The organism is Martelella sp. NC20, assembly GCF_013459645.1.
GTDB lineage: Bacteria > Pseudomonadota > Alphaproteobacteria > Rhizobiales > Rhizobiaceae > Martelella.
The window spans coordinates 352233-373241 of the sequence record NZ_CP054861.1 but is presented as its reverse complement, the minus strand read 5'-3'; the positions used below and the strand labels follow the sequence as shown (position 1 = coordinate 373241).

21 protein-coding genes are annotated in these 21009 nt (G+C 61.7%); 6 read left to right on the top strand and 15 right to left on the bottom strand.

The features are described from left to right. Nucleotides 1-25 precede the first annotated feature (25 nt). From HQ843_RS01840 to ung, 4 genes are all read right to left on the bottom strand, one after another. Nucleotides 26-454: a GlcG/HbpS family heme-binding protein gene (locus tag HQ843_RS01840; protein ID WP_180900090.1), complete on the bottom strand. Its 429-nt coding sequence runs from the start codon at nt 452-454 to the stop codon at nt 26-28. 31 nt (nt 455-485) lie between these two features. Next, nucleotides 486-875 carry a RidA family protein gene (locus tag HQ843_RS01835; RefSeq protein WP_180900091.1) on the bottom strand — a complete coding sequence of 130 codons (390 nt, stop codon included), beginning with the start codon at nt 873-875 and terminating at the stop codon, nt 486-488. Between the two features lie 99 nt (nt 876-974). Next, the gene (locus tag HQ843_RS01830) at nt 975-2402 is read right to left on the bottom strand and encodes an aldehyde dehydrogenase family protein (protein ID WP_180900092.1); all 1428 of its coding nucleotides are present in this window, start codon (nt 2400-2402) and stop codon (nt 975-977) included. Nucleotides 2403-2493: 91 nt separating this feature from the next. Then, on the bottom strand, nt 2494-3195 hold the full coding sequence (ung, locus tag HQ843_RS01825) for a uracil-DNA glycosylase (protein ID WP_180900093.1): 702 nt from the start codon (nt 3193-3195) through the stop codon (nt 2494-2496). A gap of 97 nt (nt 3196-3292) precedes the next feature. Between ung and HQ843_RS01820 the strand changes: the two genes are divergently transcribed. Beyond that, entirely contained in the window at nt 3293-3664 is a 372-nt protein-coding gene (locus HQ843_RS01820; RefSeq protein WP_180900094.1) for a DsrE family protein, read from the top strand. A 19-nt stretch (nt 3665-3683) separates the two neighbouring features. On the opposite strand, the gene HQ843_RS01815 is transcribed toward HQ843_RS01820, so the two are convergent. After that, a complete protein-coding gene (locus HQ843_RS01815) occupies nt 3684-3824 on the bottom strand; it encodes a hypothetical protein (RefSeq protein WP_180900095.1) in 141 nt (46 codons plus the stop codon). A 27-nt stretch (nt 3825-3851) separates the two neighbouring features. On the opposite strand from HQ843_RS01815, the gene HQ843_RS01810 reads away from it, so the two are divergent. The 3 genes from HQ843_RS01810 to HQ843_RS01800 are packed head-to-tail and all read left to right on the top strand — an operon-like array spanning nt 3852 to nt 6564. Continuing rightward, nucleotides 3852-4826: an ABC transporter substrate-binding protein gene (locus tag HQ843_RS01810; RefSeq protein ID WP_246710247.1), complete on the top strand. Its 975-nt coding sequence runs from the start codon at nt 3852-3854 to the stop codon at nt 4824-4826. A gap of 2 nt (nt 4827-4828) precedes the next feature. Beyond that, a complete protein-coding gene (locus tag HQ843_RS01805; RefSeq protein WP_180900096.1) occupies nt 4829-5767 on the top strand; it encodes an ABC transporter permease in 939 nt (312 codons plus the stop codon). Then, entirely contained in the window at nt 5767-6564 is a 798-nt protein-coding gene (locus HQ843_RS01800) for an ABC transporter ATP-binding protein (protein ID WP_180900097.1), read from the top strand. Before HQ843_RS01805 ends, HQ843_RS01800 begins: the two co-directional genes overlap by 1 nt. 472 nt (nt 6565-7036) lie before the next feature. On the opposite strand, the gene HQ843_RS01795 is transcribed toward HQ843_RS01800, so the two are convergent. The 8 genes from HQ843_RS01795 to HQ843_RS01760 form a co-directional block, all read right to left on the bottom strand. Beyond that, nucleotides 7037-8740, bottom strand: a complete 1704-nt coding sequence (locus HQ843_RS01795; RefSeq protein WP_180900098.1) for a GH32 C-terminal domain-containing protein — start codon at nt 8738-8740, stop codon at nt 7037-7039. A gap of 473 nt (nt 8741-9213) precedes the next feature. After that, entirely contained in the window at nt 9214-10014 is an 801-nt protein-coding gene (locus tag HQ843_RS01790; RefSeq protein WP_180900099.1) for a DUF3800 domain-containing protein, read from the bottom strand. 58 nt (nt 10015-10072) lie between these two features. After that, nucleotides 10073-10654 (bottom strand): NAD(P)H-dependent oxidoreductase, encoded by a 582-nt coding sequence (locus tag HQ843_RS01785; RefSeq protein WP_180900100.1) that lies wholly within the window; start codon nt 10652-10654, stop codon nt 10073-10075. Nucleotide 10655: 1 nt separating this feature from the next. After that, nucleotides 10656-12065, bottom strand: a complete 1410-nt coding sequence (locus HQ843_RS01780; RefSeq protein WP_180900101.1) for an FAD-binding oxidoreductase — start codon at nt 12063-12065, stop codon at nt 10656-10658. Between the two features lie 2 nt (nt 12066-12067). Then, complete coding sequence (locus HQ843_RS01775) at nt 12068-13378, bottom strand: cytosine deaminase (protein WP_371822089.1); 1311 nt, start codon at nt 13376-13378, stop codon at nt 12068-12070. Then, entirely contained in the window at nt 13378-14235 is an 858-nt protein-coding gene (locus HQ843_RS01770; RefSeq protein WP_180900102.1) for an ABC transporter permease, read from the bottom strand. Before HQ843_RS01770 ends, HQ843_RS01775 begins: the two co-directional genes overlap by 1 nt. Then, nucleotides 14235-15041 (bottom strand): ABC transporter ATP-binding protein, encoded by an 807-nt coding sequence (locus HQ843_RS01765; protein ID WP_180900103.1) that lies wholly within the window; start codon nt 15039-15041, stop codon nt 14235-14237. Before HQ843_RS01765 ends, HQ843_RS01770 begins: the two co-directional genes overlap by 1 nt. 67 nt (nt 15042-15108) lie before the next feature. After that, nucleotides 15109-16113: an ABC transporter substrate-binding protein gene (locus tag HQ843_RS01760; protein WP_246710378.1), complete on the bottom strand. Its 1005-nt coding sequence runs from the start codon at nt 16111-16113 to the stop codon at nt 15109-15111. Nucleotides 16114-16307: 194 nt separating this feature from the next. Here HQ843_RS01760 and HQ843_RS01755 point away from each other — a divergent pair, with 194 nt between their 5' ends. After that, the gene (locus HQ843_RS01755) at nt 16308-17249 is read left to right on the top strand and encodes a LysR family transcriptional regulator (RefSeq protein ID WP_180900105.1); all 942 of its coding nucleotides are present in this window, start codon (nt 16308-16310) and stop codon (nt 17247-17249) included. Between the two features lie 459 nt (nt 17250-17708). Here HQ843_RS01755 and HQ843_RS01750 read toward each other — a convergent pair whose 3' ends face one another. Together HQ843_RS01750 and HQ843_RS01745 are read right to left on the bottom strand one after the other, a co-directional pair. Further along, nucleotides 17709-18509, bottom strand: coding sequence for a creatininase family protein (locus HQ843_RS01750; RefSeq protein WP_180900106.1), 801 nt, complete (start codon nt 18507-18509; stop codon nt 17709-17711). Nucleotides 18510-18630: 121 nt separating this feature from the next. Next, complete coding sequence (locus HQ843_RS01745; protein ID WP_371822144.1) at nt 18631-19521, bottom strand: DMT family transporter; 891 nt, start codon at nt 19519-19521, stop codon at nt 18631-18633. A gap of 172 nt (nt 19522-19693) precedes the next feature. Between HQ843_RS01745 and HQ843_RS01740 the strand changes: the two genes are divergently transcribed. Next, nucleotides 19694-20992: an adenylosuccinate synthase gene (locus HQ843_RS01740; RefSeq protein ID WP_180900108.1), complete on the top strand. Its 1299-nt coding sequence runs from the start codon at nt 19694-19696 to the stop codon at nt 20990-20992. Nucleotides 20993-21009: the final 17 nt, after the last annotated feature.

Here is a 21009-nt window from a genome sequence, read left to right as displayed (position 1 = left end):
TCCCGTGACAGGGGCGGTTGCCGCTTCAGGCCTGATAGGCGAGGCCCGCGCGTTCGATGCCCGCCACCGCCGCCTTCTCGTCATTATCCGGCGCATCGCCGGAGACGCCGACCCCGCCGATCACCGCGCCGTTTCCATCCATCAGAAGAACGCCGCCGGCCGCCGGAAACAGCTTGCCGCCGAAGGCGGCGCCAGCCGCGGTGACGACGCCGGGGTTTGACGCGTTGAGCGCCGCAAGCGCGCGCCCGCTGACGCCGAGCATCACACAGCCGCTGGCCTTGGCAAGCGCAAGCTCGAACCGGCCCGGCGCCGCGCCGTCATCGCGATTGAAGGCGATCAGCCGGCCGCCGGCATCGACGATCGCAACCGCCATCGGCTTGAAACCGGATTTGCGCGCATGCTCGAGCGCGCCTTCCGCGATTATCCGTGCCGTCGAAAGTGCAATCTCTGTCATGCGCCGCTCCGGGCTTTGGGGTAAGTCGGGTTCAAACGACCCTGGCCGCGGTCACCTCGACCTCGACCAGAAATTCCGCGCGGGTGAAGCCTGAGACGATCAGCAGCGTGGAGACCGGCAGGGGATCGGAAATGAAGCGGTCGCGGACTTCCATATAGGCAGGAAAGTCCTCGCGCATCGTCACATAACCGTTGATGCGGATCACATCCGCAAAGCTCATATCGGCCTCCGCGAGTATCTTGCTGATCGCCTCGAAACAGAGTTCCGCCTGTCCCTTGACCGAACGCGGAATGACCTCGTCCGCGCCGATGCCAAGCTGGCCGGACGTCACCAGCAGCCCCGCGCCGGGCGGCACGTAAAGGCCGTGGCTGTAATTTCCGAACGGTTTGCGCACGCCGTGTGGGTTGATGCTCTTTTTCATGAAACCGTCTCCGAAATTGCCATGACCCATGATCGCAATAATGCCCGGCTGTCAAGCCACAGCCGGGCGCGCCCCAATGTAGCGTCTCTTTCGGGAATTTTAAGCCGTGTAGCCGCGTATCCCCTTGATTTCGAGAAAATCATGCATGCCCCAGTCGGCAAATTCCCGACCATTGCCGGATTGCTTGTAGCCGCCGAAGGGAATGGCGGTGTCCCAGTCCGGATCGTTGATCGTTACATTGCCGGCCCGAAGACGTGTCGCGACATCGCGGGCATGGTCGATATCGTTCGACTGCACATAGGCGGCAAGGCCGTAGGGCGTGTCGTTGGCGATCTCGATCGCTTCCTCCTCGCTCTCGTAGGACAGCACCGACAAGACCGGGCCGAAGACCTCCTCGCGGGCAATCGTCATGGCGTTGTCGACATTGCCAAAGACGGTGGGCTTCACGTAATAGCCGCGATTGATGCCGTCGGGTCGGCCGGGGCCGCCGGCGACAAGGGTCGCGCCCTCGGCAATCGCCGTTTCGATAAGCCCCTGGATCTTGTCGTATTGCTGGCGGCTTACGACCGGGCCGAGATCGGTATCCTCCTGGCGTGGGTCGCCAACCTTGAGGGAAAGCGCCGTGTTTCTGGCGATCTCCAGCGCCGCTTCATGCCTGGCGGCTGGCACCAGCATCCGCGTCGGCGCATCGCAGGACTGGCCGGAATTCTGGAAGCACGAGCGCACGCCGCTTGCGACCGCCTTTTCAAGGTCGGCATCGTCGAGCACGATGTTCGGCGACTTGCCGCCAAGCTCCTGGCACACGCGCTTGACCGTGTCGGCCGCGGTTTTCGCGACGATGATGCCGGCCCGGGTCGAGCCGGTGAACGAGACCATGTCGACGTCTTCGTGGCCGGCCATGACCTGGCCGACATCCGGACCGGTGCCGTTGACGAGGTTGAAGACGCCGGGCGGAACGCCGGCCTCCTCCATGATCTCGGCGAAGATGATGGCCGAAAGCGGCGCGATTTCGGAGGGCTTCAGCACCACTGTGCAGCCGGTGGCCAGCGCCGGCGCGACCTTGGCCGCGATCTGGTTCAGCGGCCAGTTCCACGGCGTGATCAGGGCGCAGACGCCGATCGGCTCGCGCACGATCAGGCCCTTGTTGCGCTCCTCGGAGAATTCGAAAGTCTCAAGCGCCTTGCGGGTATTGCTGATATGGGAGGCGCCGACCGGAACCTGCGCGCCGCGCGCCAGCCTGACCGGCGCGCCCATCTCGCTCATGACGGCCTCGACCAGATCGTCGGCGCGCGCACGGTAGCATTCCAGCACCCGCTCCAGCAGCGCCAGGCGCTCCTCGCGCGTCGTGCGCGAGAAGCTGTCGAATGCGCGCCGCGCGGCCTTGATAGCCTTGTCCACGTCGGATGCCTGGCCGAGCGCGATCGCGGTGATCGCCTCCTCGGTCGCCGGATTGATGACATCCAGCGTTTCCTGCCGATCCGGTTCGACCCAGGCGCCGTTGATGAAGAATTTCCTGTGGTGCGACATCGATATCTCCCTGGGTTTTCGTTCGCGGCTGTGTTGTAGCGCTTAGATGTGTTGAAGGTCCCGGCGCGGCAAGCGTCCGAAACCAGCTTTTTCAGCTTTGTTCGGGGTTTTTCGGCAATTGCCAGTCGATCGGCTCGATGCCGTTTTCCAGCAGGAACTGGTTGGCCCTGGAAAAATGCCGGCAGCCGAAAAAGCCGTTATGGGCGGAAAGCGGGGAGGGGTGGGGCGCCTTCAGCACCAGATGCCGCTTGGTGTCCACGAAACCGGCCTTCTTCTGGGCATAGGCGCCCCAGAGCATGAACACCACATGCGGGCATTCCGCGTTGACGATCCGGATCACGGCGTCGGTAAATTCTTCCCAGCCCTTGCCGCGATGGGATGCGGCAGCGGCCTGACGCACGGTCAACACCGAGTTCAAAAGCAATACGCCCTGCCGCGCCCAGTGCTCCAGAAACCCGTGGTCGACCTTCTGAAACCCGACATCGGCGGCGAGTTCCTTGTAGATATTGACCAGCGAGGGCGGCGTGCGCACGCCGGGACGCACGGAGAAGCACAGCCCGTGGGCCTGTCCCGGCCCGTGATAGGGGTCCTGTCCCAGAATGACGACCTTCACCCGGTCGAGCGGCGTCAGGTCGAGCGCGCGGAAATATTCCTCTCCCCTGGGAAAAACCACCTGCCCCTGCCGCTTTTCATCCACAAGAAAAGACCGCAGACCGGTCATGTAGGTGCTTTCGAACTCGGGTTGAAGCCGCTCCTTCCAGCCCGGCTCGAGTCTGATTTCGCCCTGCGCCATGCGTCTCTCTCTCCCGTCCGTTGCCTGCGACAATTGTCGCACTTGTATAGTAATGAGGTCTCACCAATTCCAGGAAAGGCAGAAGGAGGCCCCCAACATGCAAACCACAGCTTTCGTTGCAACAATATTTGACGGCAAATCCAATCCGAACAAGGTCACGGTCGCGTTTACCACCGCTTTGAATGCGCTCTTGAAGGGCCACAGCGCCACGATCATCCTGATGGTCGAGGCCGTGGAACTGGGCAAGCCCGGCGCGACCGACGGCATCGATATCGGCGCGCCGTTCGAGCCGGTTTCAGACCTTCTCGCGAAGTTCCGCGAGGGCGGCGGCAAGATCGCCGTCTGCGGCGCATGCATGAAACATAACGGATTCAGCGCGGAAGACATGGATCCGGCCTATGAGATCATCACCGCTCCGGATGTCGTCGATCTTCTGATGAACGCCGAGGGCACGCTGCAGATTACCTGACGGGTGCGAGCCGGACGGGTCACAGGTCGCCTATCCGGCCCGGCTGCGGGATTGTCATATTGGCGGCAGCGCCGGCAAATAAAGTCGCAAGCGGCTTGGTTCCGGCGTTGACCGGCGCTTTGGCACAGGCCAAACTGCCGCGCGTGATCAATTCGCGCAAAGAACAATCCTGACAGGGGGTTTCGAAATGCTCAACTTCAAGAAGACGGTGTTCGCCACCGCGGCGCTTGCCGCTTTTGCCGGCTTTGCCGCGCCGGTGGTGGCGCAGGACACCAAAACCGTTGCCATCACCTATATCGTGGAACACCCCGCCCTTGACGCCGTGCGCGAAGGCATCATCGAGAGCCTTGCCGAGAAAGGTTACAAGGAAGGCGAGAACCTGAAGGTCGTCGCCCGCTCCGCGCAGGGCAACATGACGACGCAGAGCCAGATCGCCGATGAATTCGCCGGCATCAAGCCGGACGTCTCGGTCGGCATCTCGACGCCGTCCGCCCAGGCGCTGAAGAATTCCATGGGCGACGCCCCGGTCGTGTTCGCCGCCGTCACCGACCCGGTCGCCGCCGGCCTGATCGAGAACCCGGAAAAGCCGGAAGCCAACATCACCGGCACCTCCGACAAGCAGCCGCCGAAGCCGGCGCTGGAACTGATCCAGAAGCTTGTTCCGGGCGTCAAGACCATCGGCGTGATCTACAATCCGGGCGAGGCCAACTCGGTCGTGCAGGTCGACGAGATCAAGGCCGGCGCGGCCGAACTCGGCCTGACCGTCGTCGAAAGCCCCGCCTCGCAGTCGACCATGGTGCCGGATGCGGCCCGCAACCTCGTCGGCAAGGCCGACGCGATCCTGCTGCCGACCGACAATTCGGTGATCTCGGTGCTTGAAGCGATCGTCACCGTCGGCGAGCGCGCCAAGCTGCCGGTGTTCACCACCGACACCGATTCCGTCGAACGCGGAGCGGTCGCGGCTCTCGGCTTCAACTATGCCGAAATGGGCAGGGTCACCGGTGACATGGTCGCTCAGATCCTTGAAGGTACGGCAATCGCCGATATCCCGGTCGTCGTTCCCGGCAATCAGGACCTGTTCCTGAACCTCAAGGCCGCCAAGGCCATGGGTATTGAAGTCCCCGCCGATGTTGTTGAAAGCGCCGCGAAGGTCATCGAGTAAACATGACGCTTTTCGCGCTCGCCGGAGCTTTTGAGACCGGCCTGCTCTTCGCTCTCGTGGCGTTGAGCATCTTCATGTCCTTCCGGGTGCTGGACTTTCCGGACCTGACGGTGGATGGGAGCTTTCCCCTTGGCGCGGCGGTTTCCGCCGCCGCCATCATCCACGGCATCGATCCGTTTATCGCGACGTTTTTCGGCTTGATGGCGGGTGCAGCCGCCGGCTTCGTCACCGGGCTGCTGAATGTCCGTTTCGGCATCATGAACCTGCTCGCCGGCATTTTGTCGATGGTCGCGCTGTTTTCGATCAACCTCCGGATCATGGGCCGGCCGAACCTGCCGGTCTATGGCCAGGACACGGTGTTTTCCCGCTTCGAGGATCTGGTGGGCGCGGGATTGTGGAGCAACACGATCCTGCTGCTGATCATCGCTATCGGCGCCAAGCTGATCATCGACTGGTTCCTGAAGACCGAGATCGGCCTCGGCCTGCGCGCCTCCGGCGAAAATCCGGCCATGGCGGAAGCCCAGGGCATCAGGAACGGCGCGATGACGCTGCTCGGCATGTCGATCGCCAACGCGCTCTGCGCGCTCGCCGGCTCGCTGTTCGCGCAGATGCAGGGCGTCGCGGACGTCACCATGGGCGTCGGCACCATCGTCACCGGGCTAGCGGCGCTGATCATCGGCGAGGCCATTCTCGGCCGTCGCACGGTGTTTCTGGCGACGCTCGGCTGCGTCATCGGCGCGGTGGTCTATCGCCTGTTCATCGCCTTCGCGCTTTCCGCCGGCTTCATCGGCATCAAGCCGCAGGACCTGAACCTGATCACCGCCGTCGTGGTCGCCGTCGCCGTGGTGCTCTCCCAGAGCCGTGGCAAGAAGGGGCGCAAGTCGCTGTTCAATTTCAGGCTGGTGCGCGGCGCCCAGCAACCGGACGAAGGGCAGGACTGATGTTGAGACTGTCGGATATCCACATCACCTTCAATGCCGGAACGGCAACCGAAGTGCGGGCGCTGCGCGGCATCTCGCTTGATATCGCCGAGGGCGAGTTCGTCACCGTGATCGGCTCCAACGGCGCCGGCAAGTCGACGCTGCTGTCGACCGTCGTCGGCACGGCGAAGCCCGATACCGGCACGATCCACCTTGCCGGCAACGACGTCACCGACTGGCCGGCGGCCAAGCGCGCCCGCCTCGTCGGCCGGGTGTTCCAGGAGCCTCGGCTCGGCACCTGCTCGTCGCTGTCGATCGAGGAGAATCTTGCGCTCGCCGCAGCCCGCGGCAAGAAGCGGGGCTTGAGCCTCGCGCTCGGCAGGCGCGGTCAGAAGCAGCTCTTCGCCGAACATCTGGAAAAGCTCGGCCTCGGCCTCGAACACCGGATGGCGACGCCGATCGGCGCGCTGTCCGGCGGCCAGCGCCAGGCCGTCAGCCTGCTGATGGCGACGCTGCTGCCGATGAAGATCCTGGTGCTTGACGAGCACACCGCCGCCCTCGACCCGTCGGCCGCCCACAAGGTGCTGTCGCTGTCGGCGGAGATCGCGGGCGAAAGCCGGCTGACGACGCTGATGGTGACCCATTCGATGAAGGATGCGCTCGCCTACGGTTCCCGCACACTGATGATGAATGCCGGCCAGATTGTGCTCGACATTGCCGGCGAGGAGCGCTCGAAGCTGAAGGTTTCCGACCTGCTCGAACGCTTCGGCCGCGCGGCCGGTACCGAGATCGATGACGATCAGCTGATGCTGGCTTGACGAACCATGTCGAAGTGCTTGGATTCTCGGATCAATCCCACGGCTGTCCGGTTTGAATCCGGATTCTGCCGATAAGTAGTTGAAATGGCTATAATTCTGGCTTCTCCGCTGCGCCGACGCCTCATGCTGAGCCGGCGGTCATCGATCTCCCCCCTTGAGGGGGAGATGCCCCGACCGGGGCAGAGGGGGGTGCAGCGCAAGCCGTGCATTCTGAGTCCGTTGAGAGGGCTCACCCCTCTCTGTCGCTTTCGCGACATCTCCCCCTCAAGGGGGGAGATTGTGAGCGGCGGCGGTTCCGCTCAATTCTGAGTCCCGACGAAAAGGGTAACCCATAAAAGGGAACATCGGGGCTGGGATATAGAACACAACTTTAAACCGGACAGCCGTGGGGCAAGGCCGAGGATCACGCCGGATAGGGCGCGAGATATTGTCCGGCCGGCGTTGATCTGTCTTCCCGCCTGAAGCCGCGGCTTCAAAGCGCCAGCGCCCACACCTTCGCCGATCGGACGTCACCGTGGCGCAGCCGCATTGAATGGACCGGGTCGAAACCGGCGATGCGCTTGGTGCCGGTCCAGCGGCCGTTGTCGGCAAAAACCTCGACCGAGCCGATGTCGAGAAAGATCCGGATATGGCTCGGCTTCGCGCCGGGCGCGATATAGCGGGGCGTCGGCTTTTCGGCGTCATCGCGATAGATCAGGCTGAGACCTTCCTCGTCCAGCGTGATCACGATCTCGATATTGTTGTGATAGAGATCGAGTTCGAAGGCCGGGCCGTCGAGTTCGATCACGATTTCCGCCTGCCCTGTTTCGAGCGTCACCAGATCGCCGTCCGAAAGCGCCGTTTCATCTATCAGGTGGTCACGCAGGGCTTCCACGCCTTCGATCGGCGGCGTCAGTAGGGTGTCGTCGGCGGCGTCATAGACAAGGTTGCGCGGCAGCGTCATCGCCGTCGGGAAATCGATCTCGGGTGCCGCATCCGCCCAGTTGGCAAGCCAGCCGATGCCCACCGGCGTGCCCTGGTCGATAAAGGCCTGAAAGGCGTAATTGTCGGTGACGAAATCGAGTTCCTGCTCGAATTCGGGGGCAAACGTCGTGCCGTCGAACTTGCCGACGGTCGCCGTGGTCAGGTTCTTGCGCCCGGTTTCCTCGTGGTGGCTGTGCATCAGGCCGCAGATCAGCGCCCAATGGGTGGTGGGGTCGCCCGCAGGGCCGTCGAGCGGCAGCAGGCAGGGACATTCGATGACCTGGGTGTTGAACCGGCCTTCCGAATGCAGGACGGAGACGAATTCCCAGCCGCCCGCCGCCGTCACATCCGCGGTCTGGTAGAGCAGCACGACGCCCTCTTCGCCCAAGCGGCTGCCGAGCAGCATCTTCCAGTAGCCGTCGGGTCCACGGAATACGTAAGGGTCGCGGAAGTCGAGCGTCAGGCCTTCAAGGTCGGGACGGGTGTCGATCAGCGGCTTGGCCGCGCCCGCGAAGATCAGCGATTGCGAGATCGCCACCATCTGGATTTCGCGCTCGGGGGCGCGGTCGATCATGTGCTCGGTGAAGAACACCCTCACACCAGCGGAATTTTCAAGCGGGATCGCCGAGCCGGAAAACGCGCCGCCGCGCTTGTCGGGCTTGGCAACCAGATCTTCGGAGGGAAACAGGAAAATCGGCAGATGCCGCCAGTGCAGGAAATCATCCGATACCGCGTGGCCCCAATGCATCGTGTTCCATTTCAGCCCATGCGAATAGTGCTGATAGAACAGATGCGCCGAGCCGTTGAACCGCCCAAAGCCGTTCGGATCGTTCATCCAGCCGAAGGGCGGGCGGAAGTGATAGGAACCCGGCGCCGGCGCCGGCGCATTGGCGGCATGGGTGCGCAACACGGTGATGCCTTCTTCCAGCACCCTGGCATCGGTGAACCAGTAGGCGACCGAGATCGTGGTGGTTTCGGGATCGTAAGCGCATTCGAGTTCTCCGCCATGCGGGACGAAGAACATCCGGAATTCGTATTCCTCGGAATTCTGCACGAACACATTGCCGAAAACCCGGTCGTTGAGCGAGAGCCTGAGTTCGGCGGGCGCATGCGGGTGCACGGCTTTCAACCAGACATGAAGCACGGCATTGACCGGCACATTGCCGCGCAGCTTGCGAAGGCGGGTTTCGTCGGCGGTGGTCAGATCGTGCATGCTCGTTCGGCTCCGTTCCTGCGCGTTACATACCCGATTGCCCAGCGCTTCGCTGCGCCGAACAGCCCGGGATTACAGACATACGCATCGTGGCGAACGTAGTACGTGGCTAAACCAATGCGCTATCCCGCAAAGCCCGAGAGCGGCGGAATAGCCTTAGACCTAATGCACTGAGACGGGATGTAAAGGGCGATAAGGCTAGAAAGCCTCCATCGCCGATTTCACCTTGGCGAGAAACCGGGCGCGGGTCTTTTGGGGAAGGCTTTTATGTCGTATTGGATAAAAATGGATTCTATTCAATGAGTTAGTGGAACTCCTTAAGGTACTGAAAAATAATTGTGATTTTCAACGATGGGGTTGATTCTTTCAAAGAAAAGTTTATATTGATCTTGGTAGCCATGCGCCGGACAAACCCAAAGCATTCGAAAGTCTGCAGGCGAGCGATCGCAATTATGGGCCGGGGGGCTACCATTTCATTTGAATAGGTCAATGGTGCGTCGTTGTTCTTCGTTGAGGTGTGGCTTTAATTCTTGAAGTGGCTTAATAAATTTCATTCCGTAACTGAAATAGTTATGTTTGCGGCAATAAGTTATTGGTTTGAGTGTCTCCGCGTAGCGGGGCTCACAGTTTCCGTAAATGTCTATTTCCAGCCCATTCGCGACGGCGGACGCGACGGAATCTACAAGTTGTAAGCCAGCCAACTTAGAATGATCTTTGGCATCGATACTATCGATGTCGATAACTGGCCAATGAATTCGGATATCGTTCTGGGTATCCCGCTTCAGGTGTCGAAGATATTCTCGGAAATCGTCGTATTGCATCCCACCACGTCTAGAGAACGTTATTTTTACCCTGCCATCTCCCTCAGGGACTGTCGGGCGTAGATCACGGCAGAGCCATGATAATCGTTCTAGAAGATATCGGGTCAAATAGAAGTAATGTTGGTTTTTCTCCTCAAACACACTGTCAGGAACTAATGGTTTGTAATCAATGACGCTAATGCAGCGAACGGGTAACGCTGATAAACTCTTAACGGTCAAAAGTTTCTGACCATGATTCATATCCGCAAAGTGAAGAGTGCGCGTTTTCTTTTTGGGCATGTTGGCGACGATTTCGTCTCTCCAGCGCACAGCTTCCAGATCATTCTGAAATCTGTAAACAATCGCAGATAGAATCAACCACTTTGATGCTCCTCCGCGCTTGCCCGGCTCGCGAAAATTTCCGATGCCTTCGTCGCCAGATTCATCGATGTATGCGACATATGAGTGTGTCATTTCTTCAGATTAGCAAAGCTACATCTCTTAACAAGAAAAAACAAAAATCCAATTATACTCAGAAAGCCTCCATCGCCGATCTCACCTTGTCGAGAAACCGGGCGCGGGTCGCGTCGGTGCAATTGTTCATGTCGTAATGGGCCATGAAACGCACCGGCGCGCCGAGCCTGATCTGGGCGCGCAGTACGCGCCTGATCATCTTCTTCGGCGGATTGCCGGCCAGGAACGCCCGCATCGGCGTCGCGCCATAGGTGAAGACGGCCGCCGCTCTGGTGATGTGGCGCAGCGTCGGCTTCAGCGTGCCATCCTCAAGAGCGAAGGATACGCCCGGCAGCCAGACCCGGTCGAAATAGCCTTTCAGGATCGCCGGATAGCCGAAATTCCAGATCGGCGAGACGATCACCAGCGCCTCGGCCTTTTGCAGGCGTTCGACGTAGGAGGCGACCGGCGCGGTGTTCTCCGGATAGTCGTGATAGCCGATCCGTTCCTCGCGGGTCAGCACCGGCTGGAAATTCTCGGCATAGAGGTCGCAATCATCGACCTCGTGGCCGGCCTTCGTCAGGCTTTCGACAACCTGCCGGTGAAGCGCCGCGCCATAGCTGGTTTCCACGGGATGGGCGAACAGAACGAGGACCCGCATCTCACTCCGCTCCGCTCTCTGCAAGGCCCTTGAACAGAAAATTCCTGCCCGCCTTGAAATCGAAATCCGGGTTTTCCCAGGCGATCATCTTGCCGGGGTTCATCAGGCCTTTCGGGTCGGTTTCCTTCTTGAAGGCGAGCTGCAACGCGTCGGTCTGCTTCATGCCGCCTTCCTCCAGCGTGTAGCGGTGCGGATTGAACACCGGGCAACCATGGGCTTCGTGGATTTCGATGATCTCCTCCAGCCGCTCCGGCGTGGTGTAGCGCACCAGCGGTAGGCCGGAACATTGCACCGCGCCGTCGAAGCGCAGGAATTCCAGATGGCCGATCACCTCGTCGCCGAAAAGCGCGGTCATTTCGCGCACTTTTTCGACATGGTCGGGGCCGGGATACTGCACCTGAAGATAGGTGAAGGCGTCGGGCTCCATCTTCAGCGCGCGCAGCGTGGTGTGGTTCCAGCCAAGCTCATAGGCGCGCGGTATGCCGCGCAGGTTCTCCTCCTGATCGGCGCGGAACCGGATTTCGCCCTTCATCAGTTTCACCAGCGCCTCGAATGGGGCTAGCGCATGCGGGGCGACCATGACCACGGTGACGGCCTCGCCCTCCTTCAGCCACGGCTTGTGGCGGGTGAAGAAGGCATGCGGCACAGGGGCGGCGATCGGGGCGATTTCCTTGACCAGAATGCCGGAGGATTTCGCCAGCCGGTCGGAAAAGCGCACCGCATCCATGAAGCTCTCGTGGCCGACGATGATATCGACCCAGTCATAGGCCGGCGCCAGCGGCATCTCGACCTCGGTGATGATGCCGTTGGTGCCGTAGGCGTGGGAGACCTTCAGCAGGTCGCGCGCCGTCAGCTCCATCACGCGCGGCTCGGCCTCGAGCGTCACGATCCTGAGGCGCAGCACATTGCCGAGATCGCGAAGACCGCCCCAGTGGATCGAGCCGACACCGCCGGAACCGCCGGCAATGAAGCCGCCAAGGGTCGCCTGACCGGTGGTGGAGGGGTGGAAGCGCAGTTCCTGACCTGACTTTTCTTTCAGCTCCCTGTCGAGCTGGGCGCAGATGATGCCGGGCTCGGTGATCACCCGGCCGGGATGGATTTCCCTGATCCGGTTCATCTTGGTCATGTCGAGCACGATCCCGCCCGAAAGCGGCATGCACTGGCCATAATTGCCGGTGCCGCCGCCGCGCGCGGTCACCGGCACATCGTGGCGAAAGGCGACCTTCAGCACCTTGATGACCTCGTCCTCGCTTGCGGGTGAGACGATCAGGTCGCCGGTGACATTTTCGAGCTGGGCCTTGAGGATCGGCGAGTACCAGTAGAAGTCCCGGCTCTTGCGGATGACCAGATTGGGATTGTCCTCAACGGCGATGCCTTCCAGTTCGGCCTTGATCTGTTGATAGTCGGGCATGTTCACATATCCATCAGCGGGTCAAGTTCGCGATAATCCGGCAGGCTGCGGTCGATGCCCATGCCATTCCGCATCACGATGCGGTCAGCCTGCGGACGGGAAAGAAATTCGCTCCAGCGGCGCGCGCTGAAAAGCACCAGATCGGCGGGGCCGTCCACGGCGATCATGCCGCGCTCCGGTCTTCCCAGAATATCGGCGGGGGTGCGGGTGATGGTGCGGGCGGTGTCGTCCAGCGGATGGTCGAGCTGGAGAATGCGCACCGCCTCGCGGATCACCTCGACGGGGTCGAGATCGCCGTAAGCGTAGAACGGATCGCGGGTATTGTCGGAGGCGACCGCCGTCTTGACGCCGGCGGCGGCGAGTTCCTTGAACAGCGTCACGCCCCGCCAGCGCGGGGTGCGCCCCTGGTGGCGGTCCTGGAGATACATGTTGCACATCGGCAGCGACACCACCGCAATCCCGGCTTCGGCGACGCGCTCTATGGTGCGCCGCGCCGTCTCCTCATCCTGCCGCGCCAGTGAACAGCAATGGCCGACGGTGACGGCCCCCGCAAAGCCGTTGCGGATTTTGGCGTCCGCGATCGCCTTCAGCGTCAGCACCTCGCGATCCTCGGTCTCGTCGACATGGAGATCGATATCGAGGCCGGCCTCGCCTGCGGCCTGGAACAGGCGGTCGAGGCGGGCATCGAGGTCCGGCAGCATCTGGGTCACGCCGCCGATCAGTCCGCCACGGCGCTTCAGAAGCGCGATCAGACCGTCGAAGAACGGCTCGAAGATCATGTCGATGGCAAACAGCGCCACGGCCTGCACTTCGATGCGATCCGCCCATCTTTCCCGAAGGTCGGAGAACACCTCGAAAGAGATTTCGTGCTGGGGCGGCAGGCTGTCGAGATGGGTGCGCAGCAGGCCGGTGCCGTGGGCGAAGGCGCATTTCAGCGAGAATTCCATCCGGGCGGCGACATCATCGGCCGACCAGTTGGCCTCGCGGTCGGCGCGGACGTTTTCGAGCGCGCCCATGAAGGTCCCGTCGGGGTTGCGGCGGCGCTCCCAGATATGGCCCTTGTCGATATGGGTGTGCATGTCGGTGAAGGTCGGCCATGCCATGCCGCCGCGAAGATCGGCAGCAGGCAGGTCGGCGGGTGCTGTGCCCGGGGCCGAGATGGCGGCGATCCTGCCGTTTTCGACGGTGATATCCGCCAACACCAACCCCTCCCGCGCCTCGAAGCCGGAGGCGTTGTCGAGACAGATCGCCGGCACGGTGGCATTCTTGAGAACGAAGGCCGGGGCCTCGGGAAGCGTGACGAAGCCGGTCATCAGTTTTCTCTCTTGAGACTGCTTTCATGCCAGCGATGCAGGAACAGCCAGGCGATGAAGGAGGTCAGCGCGAAGATGGCGACGCCGAGACAGGCAAGCATGAAAAGGGCCGCAAACAGGCGCGGAATGTTGAGCCGGTATTGCGATTCCAGCAGCCGGAAGGCAAGGCCGGAGCCGGCGCCGGCGGAGCCTGCCGCGAACTCCGCGACCACGGCGGCGATCAGCGCCAGCCCGCCGCCGATCCTCAGGCCCGTCATGAAATAGGGCAGCGATGCCGGCAGTTTCAGGTGGATCAGCGTCTGCCAGCGCGAGGCGCCGTAAAGCTCGAACAGGTTCAGGAGATTGTGGTCGACGCTTTTCAGCCCCTGCGCCATGTTGGACAGGATCGGGAAGAACGCCACCAGAAAGGCGCAGATCAGCAGCGCCACCTGCGTGGTCGGCGTGTAGATCAGGATCAGCGGCGCGATCGCGACGATCGGCGTCACCTGCAGGATCACGGTGATGGGATAAAGCGCGGTCTCGATCCAGCGCGACTGCACCATGATCACCGCAATGCCGACGCCGCCGACAAGCGCCAGCCCCAGCGAGATGAAGGTGATCTTGGTGGTGACCCAGAGTGCGGGTGCCAGCGTGCCCCAGTCCTTGATGAAGGCTTCGGCGACGAGGGCGGGGCCGGGCAGGATATAATGCGGGGTCTGGTAGATGACCACGATCGCCTGCCACAGCGCGATCAGCAGTGCCAGCACGCCGATCGGGATGATGATCCTGAGGATGGTTTCGCCGTTGCGGGCAAAGAAACCGGGGGGCGCATAGGTATCGTCCGTGGTTTCGCCTTTGGTTTCGACAATATCGCTCATCAGTGGTCGCCCCCCGCTGCCTGAATGGCGCCCTGAAGCGAGCGGGAAACCTTTTCGCAGGCGAGCCGGTATTCCTCGGAGGTGCGGTAGCTCTCGTCGCGCTCCTGGCTGGTATCCAGCGGAAAATCGTCGAATACCTGTCCCGGCCGCGCCCGCATCACCACGATGCGGTTGGAGAGATAGGCGGATTCGAACACCGAATGGGTCACGAAGATCACGGTAATGCCGGTCGCATGCCAGAGCCGCAGCACATCGTCGTTGAGCTTCTGGCGGGTGATCTCGTCGAGGGCCGCGAACGGCTCGTCCATCAGCAGCAGCTTCGGCTTCGTCACCAGCGCGCGGGCGATCGAGACCCGCATCTTCATGCCGCCGGACAATTCACGCGGATAGGCATCGGGGAAATCCTCAAGGCCGACGGTCGCAAGCACCGCCATGATCTCGTCGCGGACACCCGATTTCGACTTGCCGCGCAGCTTCAGCGGCAGGTAGACATTGTCGAACACGGTTGCCCACGGCATCAGCGTCGGTTCCTGGAACACGAAGCTGATATCGCCCTCCGGCTTTCCCGTGGCGGAAATGCGCGAGTTCGGCCAGTCGATCGCCCCGCGGGTGACGTCGCCGAGCGAGGCCATGATGCGGAGCGCCGTCGATTTGCCACAGCCGGACGGCCCGAGCAGGCTGACGAACTGCCCCTGACACACGGTCAGACTCATATCCTTGAGCGCGATCGTGCCGTTGGAGAAGATCTTGGTGACATGCTCCAGCTTCACCAGCGGCTTTTGTAACAGTGCCTCGGCGGGCGCCATGCGGTTTTCCTGAATGAGTAAACTGGCCGCCCCGCGACGAGGCGGGGCGGAGAAAGCGCGTTTCGACTTATTTCATCAGGTCCTTGCCAACGCCCTTGCAGACGAACTGGGTCGTATAGGCCTTGGTATAGTCGAGGTCTGCTTCGTACAGGCCGATATCGACCATGTCGTCGAAGAAGGTCTTGAAGTGTTCATCGGTCATGCAGCCGATGCCGCCGTCCTCGGCCTCGCCGGACACGACAATGCCGTATTCCTTCATCTTCTCGATGGAATAGGCGATCTGCTCATCCGTCATTTCCGGATTGTCTTTCTTGATCAGATCGTTCGCGGCCGTGTTGTCGCCATAGAGGTAATTGTACCAGCCCGTAACCGAGGCATCGACGAAGCGCTGGACGAGGTCGGGATTGTCATCGACCATTTTCTGCTGGGCGGTGATCATCGTCGAATAGGGCGAGTAGCCGCTGTCTGCGAGCAGGAACACCTTCGGCGTCCAGCCCGCTTCCTTCTCCACCGAATAGGGTTCGGAGGTCAGATAGCCCTGCTGTGCCGACTGGGGATCGACGATGAACGGGGCCGGGTTGAAGGTATAGGGCTTGTACTGGGCGTCGTCGAAGCCGTCGAAATTGGCCTTCATCCACTGAAAATAGGACAGAAATCCGTCCTTGCCCATGAAGATAGTCGGCAGCTTGGCGAGATCGGCGAACTCCTCGATGCCCTGATCGGGATGGGCCATCAGGATCTGCGGGTCCTTCTGGAAGATCGCGGCGACATCGATCAGCGGAATGTCCTCGACCACGGCATCGAACTCGCCCTGGGGCGAGCCCATGTAGAAATCGACCTTGCCGGCGATCAGAAGCGCGCGGTTGGCGGCCTGCGGCCCGCCCTGCACGATGGTGACGTCGAGCCCGTATTTCTCATAGGTGCCGTCGGCAACGGCCTGGTAGAAGCCGCCATGCTCGGCCTGGGCCAGCCAGTTGGTGCCGTAGGAAACCTCGTCGAGCGCAAGCGCCGGTGCTGTGGCGAGCGACAGACCGGCCAGTGACAGACCGGTAAGAGCCGCAAGCCCTCCCATCCTCGATTGAATTGACATGTTCGTTCCCCTTCGCGTTTGCTGAAGCCTTATGATTGGTATTTGAGCGGTATAACTGCTGTTTGAGAAGTATCAATTTTCGTGCGCATCGCTGCCTTTTTTGCACAGGTTGCGGGAATGATGTAATTGTAGTCGCACTGCGTAAAATTTGGTCATCCGAGGCAAGTTTAACCCCCATGCTGCATTCCCGAAAGCTGCAATATATCGATGAAATCGCCCGTTGCGGATCGATCCGCAAGGCGGCGCAAAGGTTGAATGTCGCCTCCTCGGCGGTCAACAGGCAGATCCTGGCGCTGGAGGAGGAATTCGGCGCGCCGCTGTTCGAGCGGCTGCCGCGCGGACTGAGGCTGACGGCGGCCGGCGAGATGTGCGTCGAGCATGTCCGCGAGGTGCTGAAAAGCTATGACCGGCTGGAAGCGCGCATCCGGGCGCTCAAAATGCCGCAGGCCGGCAAGGTCACGCTGGTCACCACCGTCGGGCTTGCGGCCGGGCCGCTGCCGGAAATCATCGCCCGCTTCGTGGCCCAGAACCCGCGCATCCGCATTCACCTGCGCTCCGATATCGGCGATACCACGATCGCCTCGGTGGTCACCGGCGATGTCGATCTCGGCCTCGGCTTCAACATTCCGCCAACGCCCGGCATCCGCACGGTCGCATCATTCGACGCGCCGATCGGGGCGGTGCTGCCACCCGGCCATCCGCTTGGCGAACAGGAGCGCGTCAATGTCGCCGATGTGGTTCAGGAGCCGCTGGTGCTGGCGCAGACCGGCACCAGCCTGCGCAATATCATCAATCTCATGTTGTCGCCGCTGCCGCTGCCGATCGAGCCGGTGGTCGAGACCAATTCCTCGGAAATGCTGAAACAACTGGTCAAGCGCGGCAGCGGCCTGACCTTCCTCAATCCGCTCGATGTCTATGATGAGTGCAGCCGGGGCGAACTGATCTTCCGCCCGGTCGCCGATCCGCATGTGCGCCACCAGCCGATGAAACTGTTCGCCCGCGCCCGCGCGCCGCTAGATGCGGCAACCAGCCTGTTCGTGGATTATCTTCTGCAGGAACTGGCAGCGATGATCGCGACGCTGCAACAGCGCCGCCACTTGCCGGAGACGCCGCAGTAGGGGGGGCTGCCTGACCGTTTCATTCGAAACTTGATATGAAGCAAAAGCGTAGCCGCCATCAATCTCTCCCCTTGAGGGAGAGATGCCCCGAGAGGGGCAGAGAGGGGTGAACTCTTTCCGGGAGCACGGAGTATGCGGCTTATGCCCTTACCCCTCTCTGTCGCGTTCGCGACATCTCCCCCTCAAAGGCAGGGCTATTGCATATGACTTCGCTGTACAGCCCCCCAATCTTCTCGCCCCGGAGGGGAGAGATGTCGCGACAGCGACAGTGAGGGGGGAGCCCAACCCCGCGAACGCCCTCACGGGTCGATATGCTGCATCACCCTCACTGCCCCTTTCGGGGCATCTCTCCCGCAAGCGGGAGAGAGTATCTGGAGCAAGCCGCTCTCCCCATATGCAATGGCCCTGCCCTCAGGGGGAGAGATTGTGGGGCGAGGTGTTGCCGCCCCGCATACCCGCTCACGCCGGCGAATAAAGCCTGTCCAGCGGATAGTCCCGCAAATCCTCGATCAGCTCGATAAACCCAGTGATCTGATGCCTTGCGATGGCCTTGCCCTTTTCTGCGGTGCCGGCGCTGGCATTGCCGACGGCGCCCTTGGGGTTGAGATCGTGGGCGATCCAGGCGAGCGAATTGGGCGGGATCGGCTGCAGATGGCGGGTGTTTTCCTTCTGCCATTTCGCGAGCGACGCAAAGTTTTCCGCATGTTCCATCTTCACGAGTTCCGGGCGGAAATGCAGCATCAGCGAGGTTTCGACCTCACCGGCATGGATGCCATAGGCGCGCTCCTCGTCGCTGATCATGCCTTCGGGGTGGCCGAAGCGGCCCCACTGGGTGGAGACCACCGCCATCGAGAACCGCACCCGCAGCTCGCGCGCCACAATGTGCATGACATCGAGATTGCCGCCATGGCTGTTGACGATGATCATCTTTCTGAGGCCCGTTTCGGCGACCTTTTCGCCGATCGCGGTCCAGGCCGGGATCAGGATGTCGGCGCCGAAGGAGAGCGTGCCGGGGCCGTAGACATGTTCGTTGGCCTTGCCGATTTCCTGCACCGGGAGCACCAGAACGTCGAGATCGTCAGGAATATTTTCCTGAAGCGTATCCAGCATGCCGCGCGCGATCGCGACGTCGGTTGCGACCGGCAGATGGGGGCCGTGCTGCTCGGTGGAGGCGATCGGCAGGATCGCGATCGTCCGGTCGGCGTCAAGCGCTGAAAATTCCGGGCTCGTCAGTTCATTCCAGTAGAAGCGCTTGGCCATGTCTCACCTGTCTGATGTTTCCGCCGCTTTACGACGCGGCGTCTCTGACAGGTTTAGGCAAAGGGCGTGTCCGGCAAAAGCATCGTTTTGCGTTCCGGCCGCTCTCTTTTTGCGGGCGCTTTCAGGCCGGCTTCGGCTTTCCCCATTCGGCAACGGCGATCCCGCCGAGGACGAGAACGAAGGCGAACGCGTGGAAGCTTGCCAATTGCTCGCCGAGCAGGGCCACGGCGATGATGGTGCCGAACACCGGGATCAGGTTGATGAAGATGCCGGCGCGGTTGGGGCCGATAATATCAACGCCGCGCATGAAAAACGCCTGCGAGATGAGCGATGGAAACAGGCCCGCATAAAGCACGACGCCGAAACCGATCGCATCATGGGGAAAAATCGCCGTCCCGGTAGCGATTTCGGCGGCTGTCAGCGGCAGCGAGGCAATCACGGCGCCGCAGCAGAACGACATCACCATGACCCGCCAGTCCAGCGGCGGCTTCCAGCGCAGGCAGACGGTGTAGCCGGAATAGCAAAGGGCGGCGGAAAGAGCGAGCACATCGCCGAGGTGAAGGTCGAGATGAAGGAGCTTCTGCATTTCGCCTTGCGACACAACCACCGCGACGCCGGCAAGCGTCAGCACAAAGCCGGTCATCTGCAGCATGGTCGAACGGGTGCGAAACAGCGCGAAATTGATGACCAGGATACAGAATGGCAGGATCGCCTGGATCATCGAAACATTGATCGCCGAGGTCAGCTTCAGCGACGAATACAGAAAGGCGTTGTAGGCGGTATAGCCGACCGCGCCGAAGGCCAGGATCGCGGGCCAGTTCCTGCGCACCACCGGCCAGTCCTTGCGGATTTGCGGCATCGAGAACAGTCCGATGACAAGGGCCGCGATCCCCCAGCGCAATGAATTCAGCACCATCGGCGAGACATGACCCACAGCCAGCTTGCCGGCTGTCATGTTTCCGCCCCAAAGGAATGCCGTTATGGTCAAAAGCAGATAGGCCTGCCATTGCAGGGCGTTTGTTGCTGTTTTCATGTCATGCATCAATCTGTTTCAGCTCGGCATAGTCTGTCGTCCATGCTGTTGTCACGAGAAAATTTGCGGTGCGGGGTTGCAGGGGATCGCAATATGACAACGGTATGGTTATAGATGCTGCGGCTCAGACTAGGAATTCCAGGTAGGTGATATGACAAATGTTGTAGTGGTCGGTTCGCAATGGGGCGATGAGGGCAAGGGCAAGATCGTGGACTGGCTTTCCGAGCGCGCCGATATCGTGGTGCGCTATCAGGGCGGCCACAATGCCGGCCACACGCTGGTGATCGACGGTGTGAGCTACAAGCTGTCGCTGCTGCCCTCCGGCGTCGTGCGCGAAGGCAAGCTCGCCGTCATCGGCAATGGCGTCGTCGTCGACCCGCATGCGCTGATCGCCGAGATCGGCCGGCTGGAAGCGCAAGGGGTGAAGATCAGCCCCGAAAACCTCCGGATTGCCGACAATGCGACGCTGATCCTGTCGCTCCACCGCGAGCTCGACGGCATGCGCGAGGACGCCGCCTCCAATTCCGGCACCAAGATCGGCACCACGCGGCGCGGCATCGGCCCGGCCTATGAGGACAAGGTCGGCCGCCGCGCGATCCGGCTGATGGACCTTGCCAATCTGGAGAGCCTGCCCGCCAAGATCGACCGGCTGCTGACGCATCACAATGCGCTCAGGCGCGGTTTCGGCGCGCCGGAGATCGAGCACAAGACGATCATGGATGAACTGACATCCGTCGCCGATCAGGTTCTGCCCTACCGCGAAACCGTGTGGCTGCTGCTCGACAAGAAGCGCCGCGCCGGCGCGCGTATCCTGTTCGAGGGCGCGCAGGGCACGTTGCTGGACATCGATCACGGCACCTATCCGTTCGTGACCTCGTCGAACACGGTCGCGGGACAGGCGGCGGCCGGTTCCGGCATGGGGCCGGGCTCGCTCGAATATGTGCTCGGCATCACCAAGGCCTATACGACACGCGTTGGAGAGGGACCGTTCCCGACCGAACTCCACGACGAGATCGGCAATTTCCTCGGCGAGCGCGGTCATGAATTCGGCACGGTCACCGGGCGCAAGCGCCGCTGCGGCTGGTTCGATGCGGTGCTGGTGCGCCAGGCCGTCGCCACCAACGGCATCACCGGCATCGCGCTCACCAAGCTCGATGTGCTGGATGGTCTCGATGAGCTGAAAATCTGCGTCGCCTACGAACTGGACGGCGAGCGGGTCGAGGCGCTGCCGGCAAGCCAGGGCGCCCAGGCGCGCGTCAAGCCGATCTATGTGACGCTGGAAGGCTGGAAGGAATCAACCGTCGGCGCGCGCAAATGGGCGGACCTGCCGGCCCAGGCGATCAAGTATGTACGCCAGGTTGAGGAACTGATAGGAGCACCCGTGGCGCTTCTATCCACAAGTCCTGAGCGCGAAGATACCATTCTCGTGACCGATCCATTTGAAGATTAAGAAAAAATCGTAGTATT

Bases quoted from the DNA above. Each gene is read 5' to 3' on its own strand.
- HQ843_RS01840 (WP_180900090.1), bottom strand. From the start codon at position 454: ATGACAGAGATTGCACTTTCGACGGCACGGATAATCGCGGAAGGCGCG.
- HQ843_RS01835 (WP_180900091.1), bottom strand. From the start codon at position 875: ATGAAAAAGAGCATCAACCCACACGGCGTGCGCAAACCGTTCGGAAAT.
- HQ843_RS01830 (WP_180900092.1), bottom strand. From the start codon at position 2,402: ATGTCGCACCACAGGAAATTCTTCATCAACGGCGCCTGGGTCGAACCG.
- ung (WP_180900093.1), bottom strand. From the start codon at position 3,195: ATGGCGCAGGGCGAAATCAGACTCGAGCCGGGCTGGAAGGAGCGGCTT.
- HQ843_RS01820 (WP_180900094.1), top strand. From the start codon at position 3,293: ATGCAAACCACAGCTTTCGTTGCAACAATATTTGACGGCAAATCCAAT.
- HQ843_RS01810 (WP_246710247.1), top strand. From the start codon at position 3,852: ATGCTCAACTTCAAGAAGACGGTGTTCGCCACCGCGGCGCTTGCCGCT.
- HQ843_RS01805 (WP_180900096.1), top strand. From the start codon at position 4,829: ATGACGCTTTTCGCGCTCGCCGGAGCTTTTGAGACCGGCCTGCTCTTC.
- HQ843_RS01800 (WP_180900097.1), top strand. From the start codon at position 5,767: ATGTTGAGACTGTCGGATATCCACATCACCTTCAATGCCGGAACGGCA.
- HQ843_RS01795 (WP_180900098.1), bottom strand. From the start codon at position 8,740: ATGCACGATCTGACCACCGCCGACGAAACCCGCCTTCGCAAGCTGCGC.
- HQ843_RS01790 (WP_180900099.1), bottom strand. From the start codon at position 10,014: ATGACACACTCATATGTCGCATACATCGATGAATCTGGCGACGAAGGC.
- HQ843_RS01785 (WP_180900100.1), bottom strand. From the start codon at position 10,654: ATGCGGGTCCTCGTTCTGTTCGCCCATCCCGTGGAAACCAGCTATGGC.
- HQ843_RS01780 (WP_180900101.1), bottom strand. From the start codon at position 12,065: ATGCCCGACTATCAACAGATCAAGGCCGAACTGGAAGGCATCGCCGTT.
- HQ843_RS01775 (WP_371822089.1), bottom strand. From the start codon at position 13,378: ATGACCGGCTTCGTCACGCTTCCCGAGGCCCCGGCCTTCGTTCTCAAG.
- HQ843_RS01770 (WP_180900102.1), bottom strand. From the start codon at position 14,235: ATGAGCGATATTGTCGAAACCAAAGGCGAAACCACGGACGATACCTAT.
- HQ843_RS01765 (WP_180900103.1), bottom strand. From the start codon at position 15,041: ATGGCGCCCGCCGAGGCACTGTTACAAAAGCCGCTGGTGAAGCTGGAG.
- HQ843_RS01760 (WP_246710378.1), bottom strand. From the start codon at position 16,113: ATGGGAGGGCTTGCGGCTCTTACCGGTCTGTCACTGGCCGGTCTGTCG.
- HQ843_RS01755 (WP_180900105.1), top strand. From the start codon at position 16,308: ATGCTGCATTCCCGAAAGCTGCAATATATCGATGAAATCGCCCGTTGC.
- HQ843_RS01750 (WP_180900106.1), bottom strand. From the start codon at position 18,509: ATGGCCAAGCGCTTCTACTGGAATGAACTGACGAGCCCGGAATTTTCA.
- HQ843_RS01740 (WP_180900108.1), top strand. From the start codon at position 19,694: ATGACAAATGTTGTAGTGGTCGGTTCGCAATGGGGCGATGAGGGCAAG.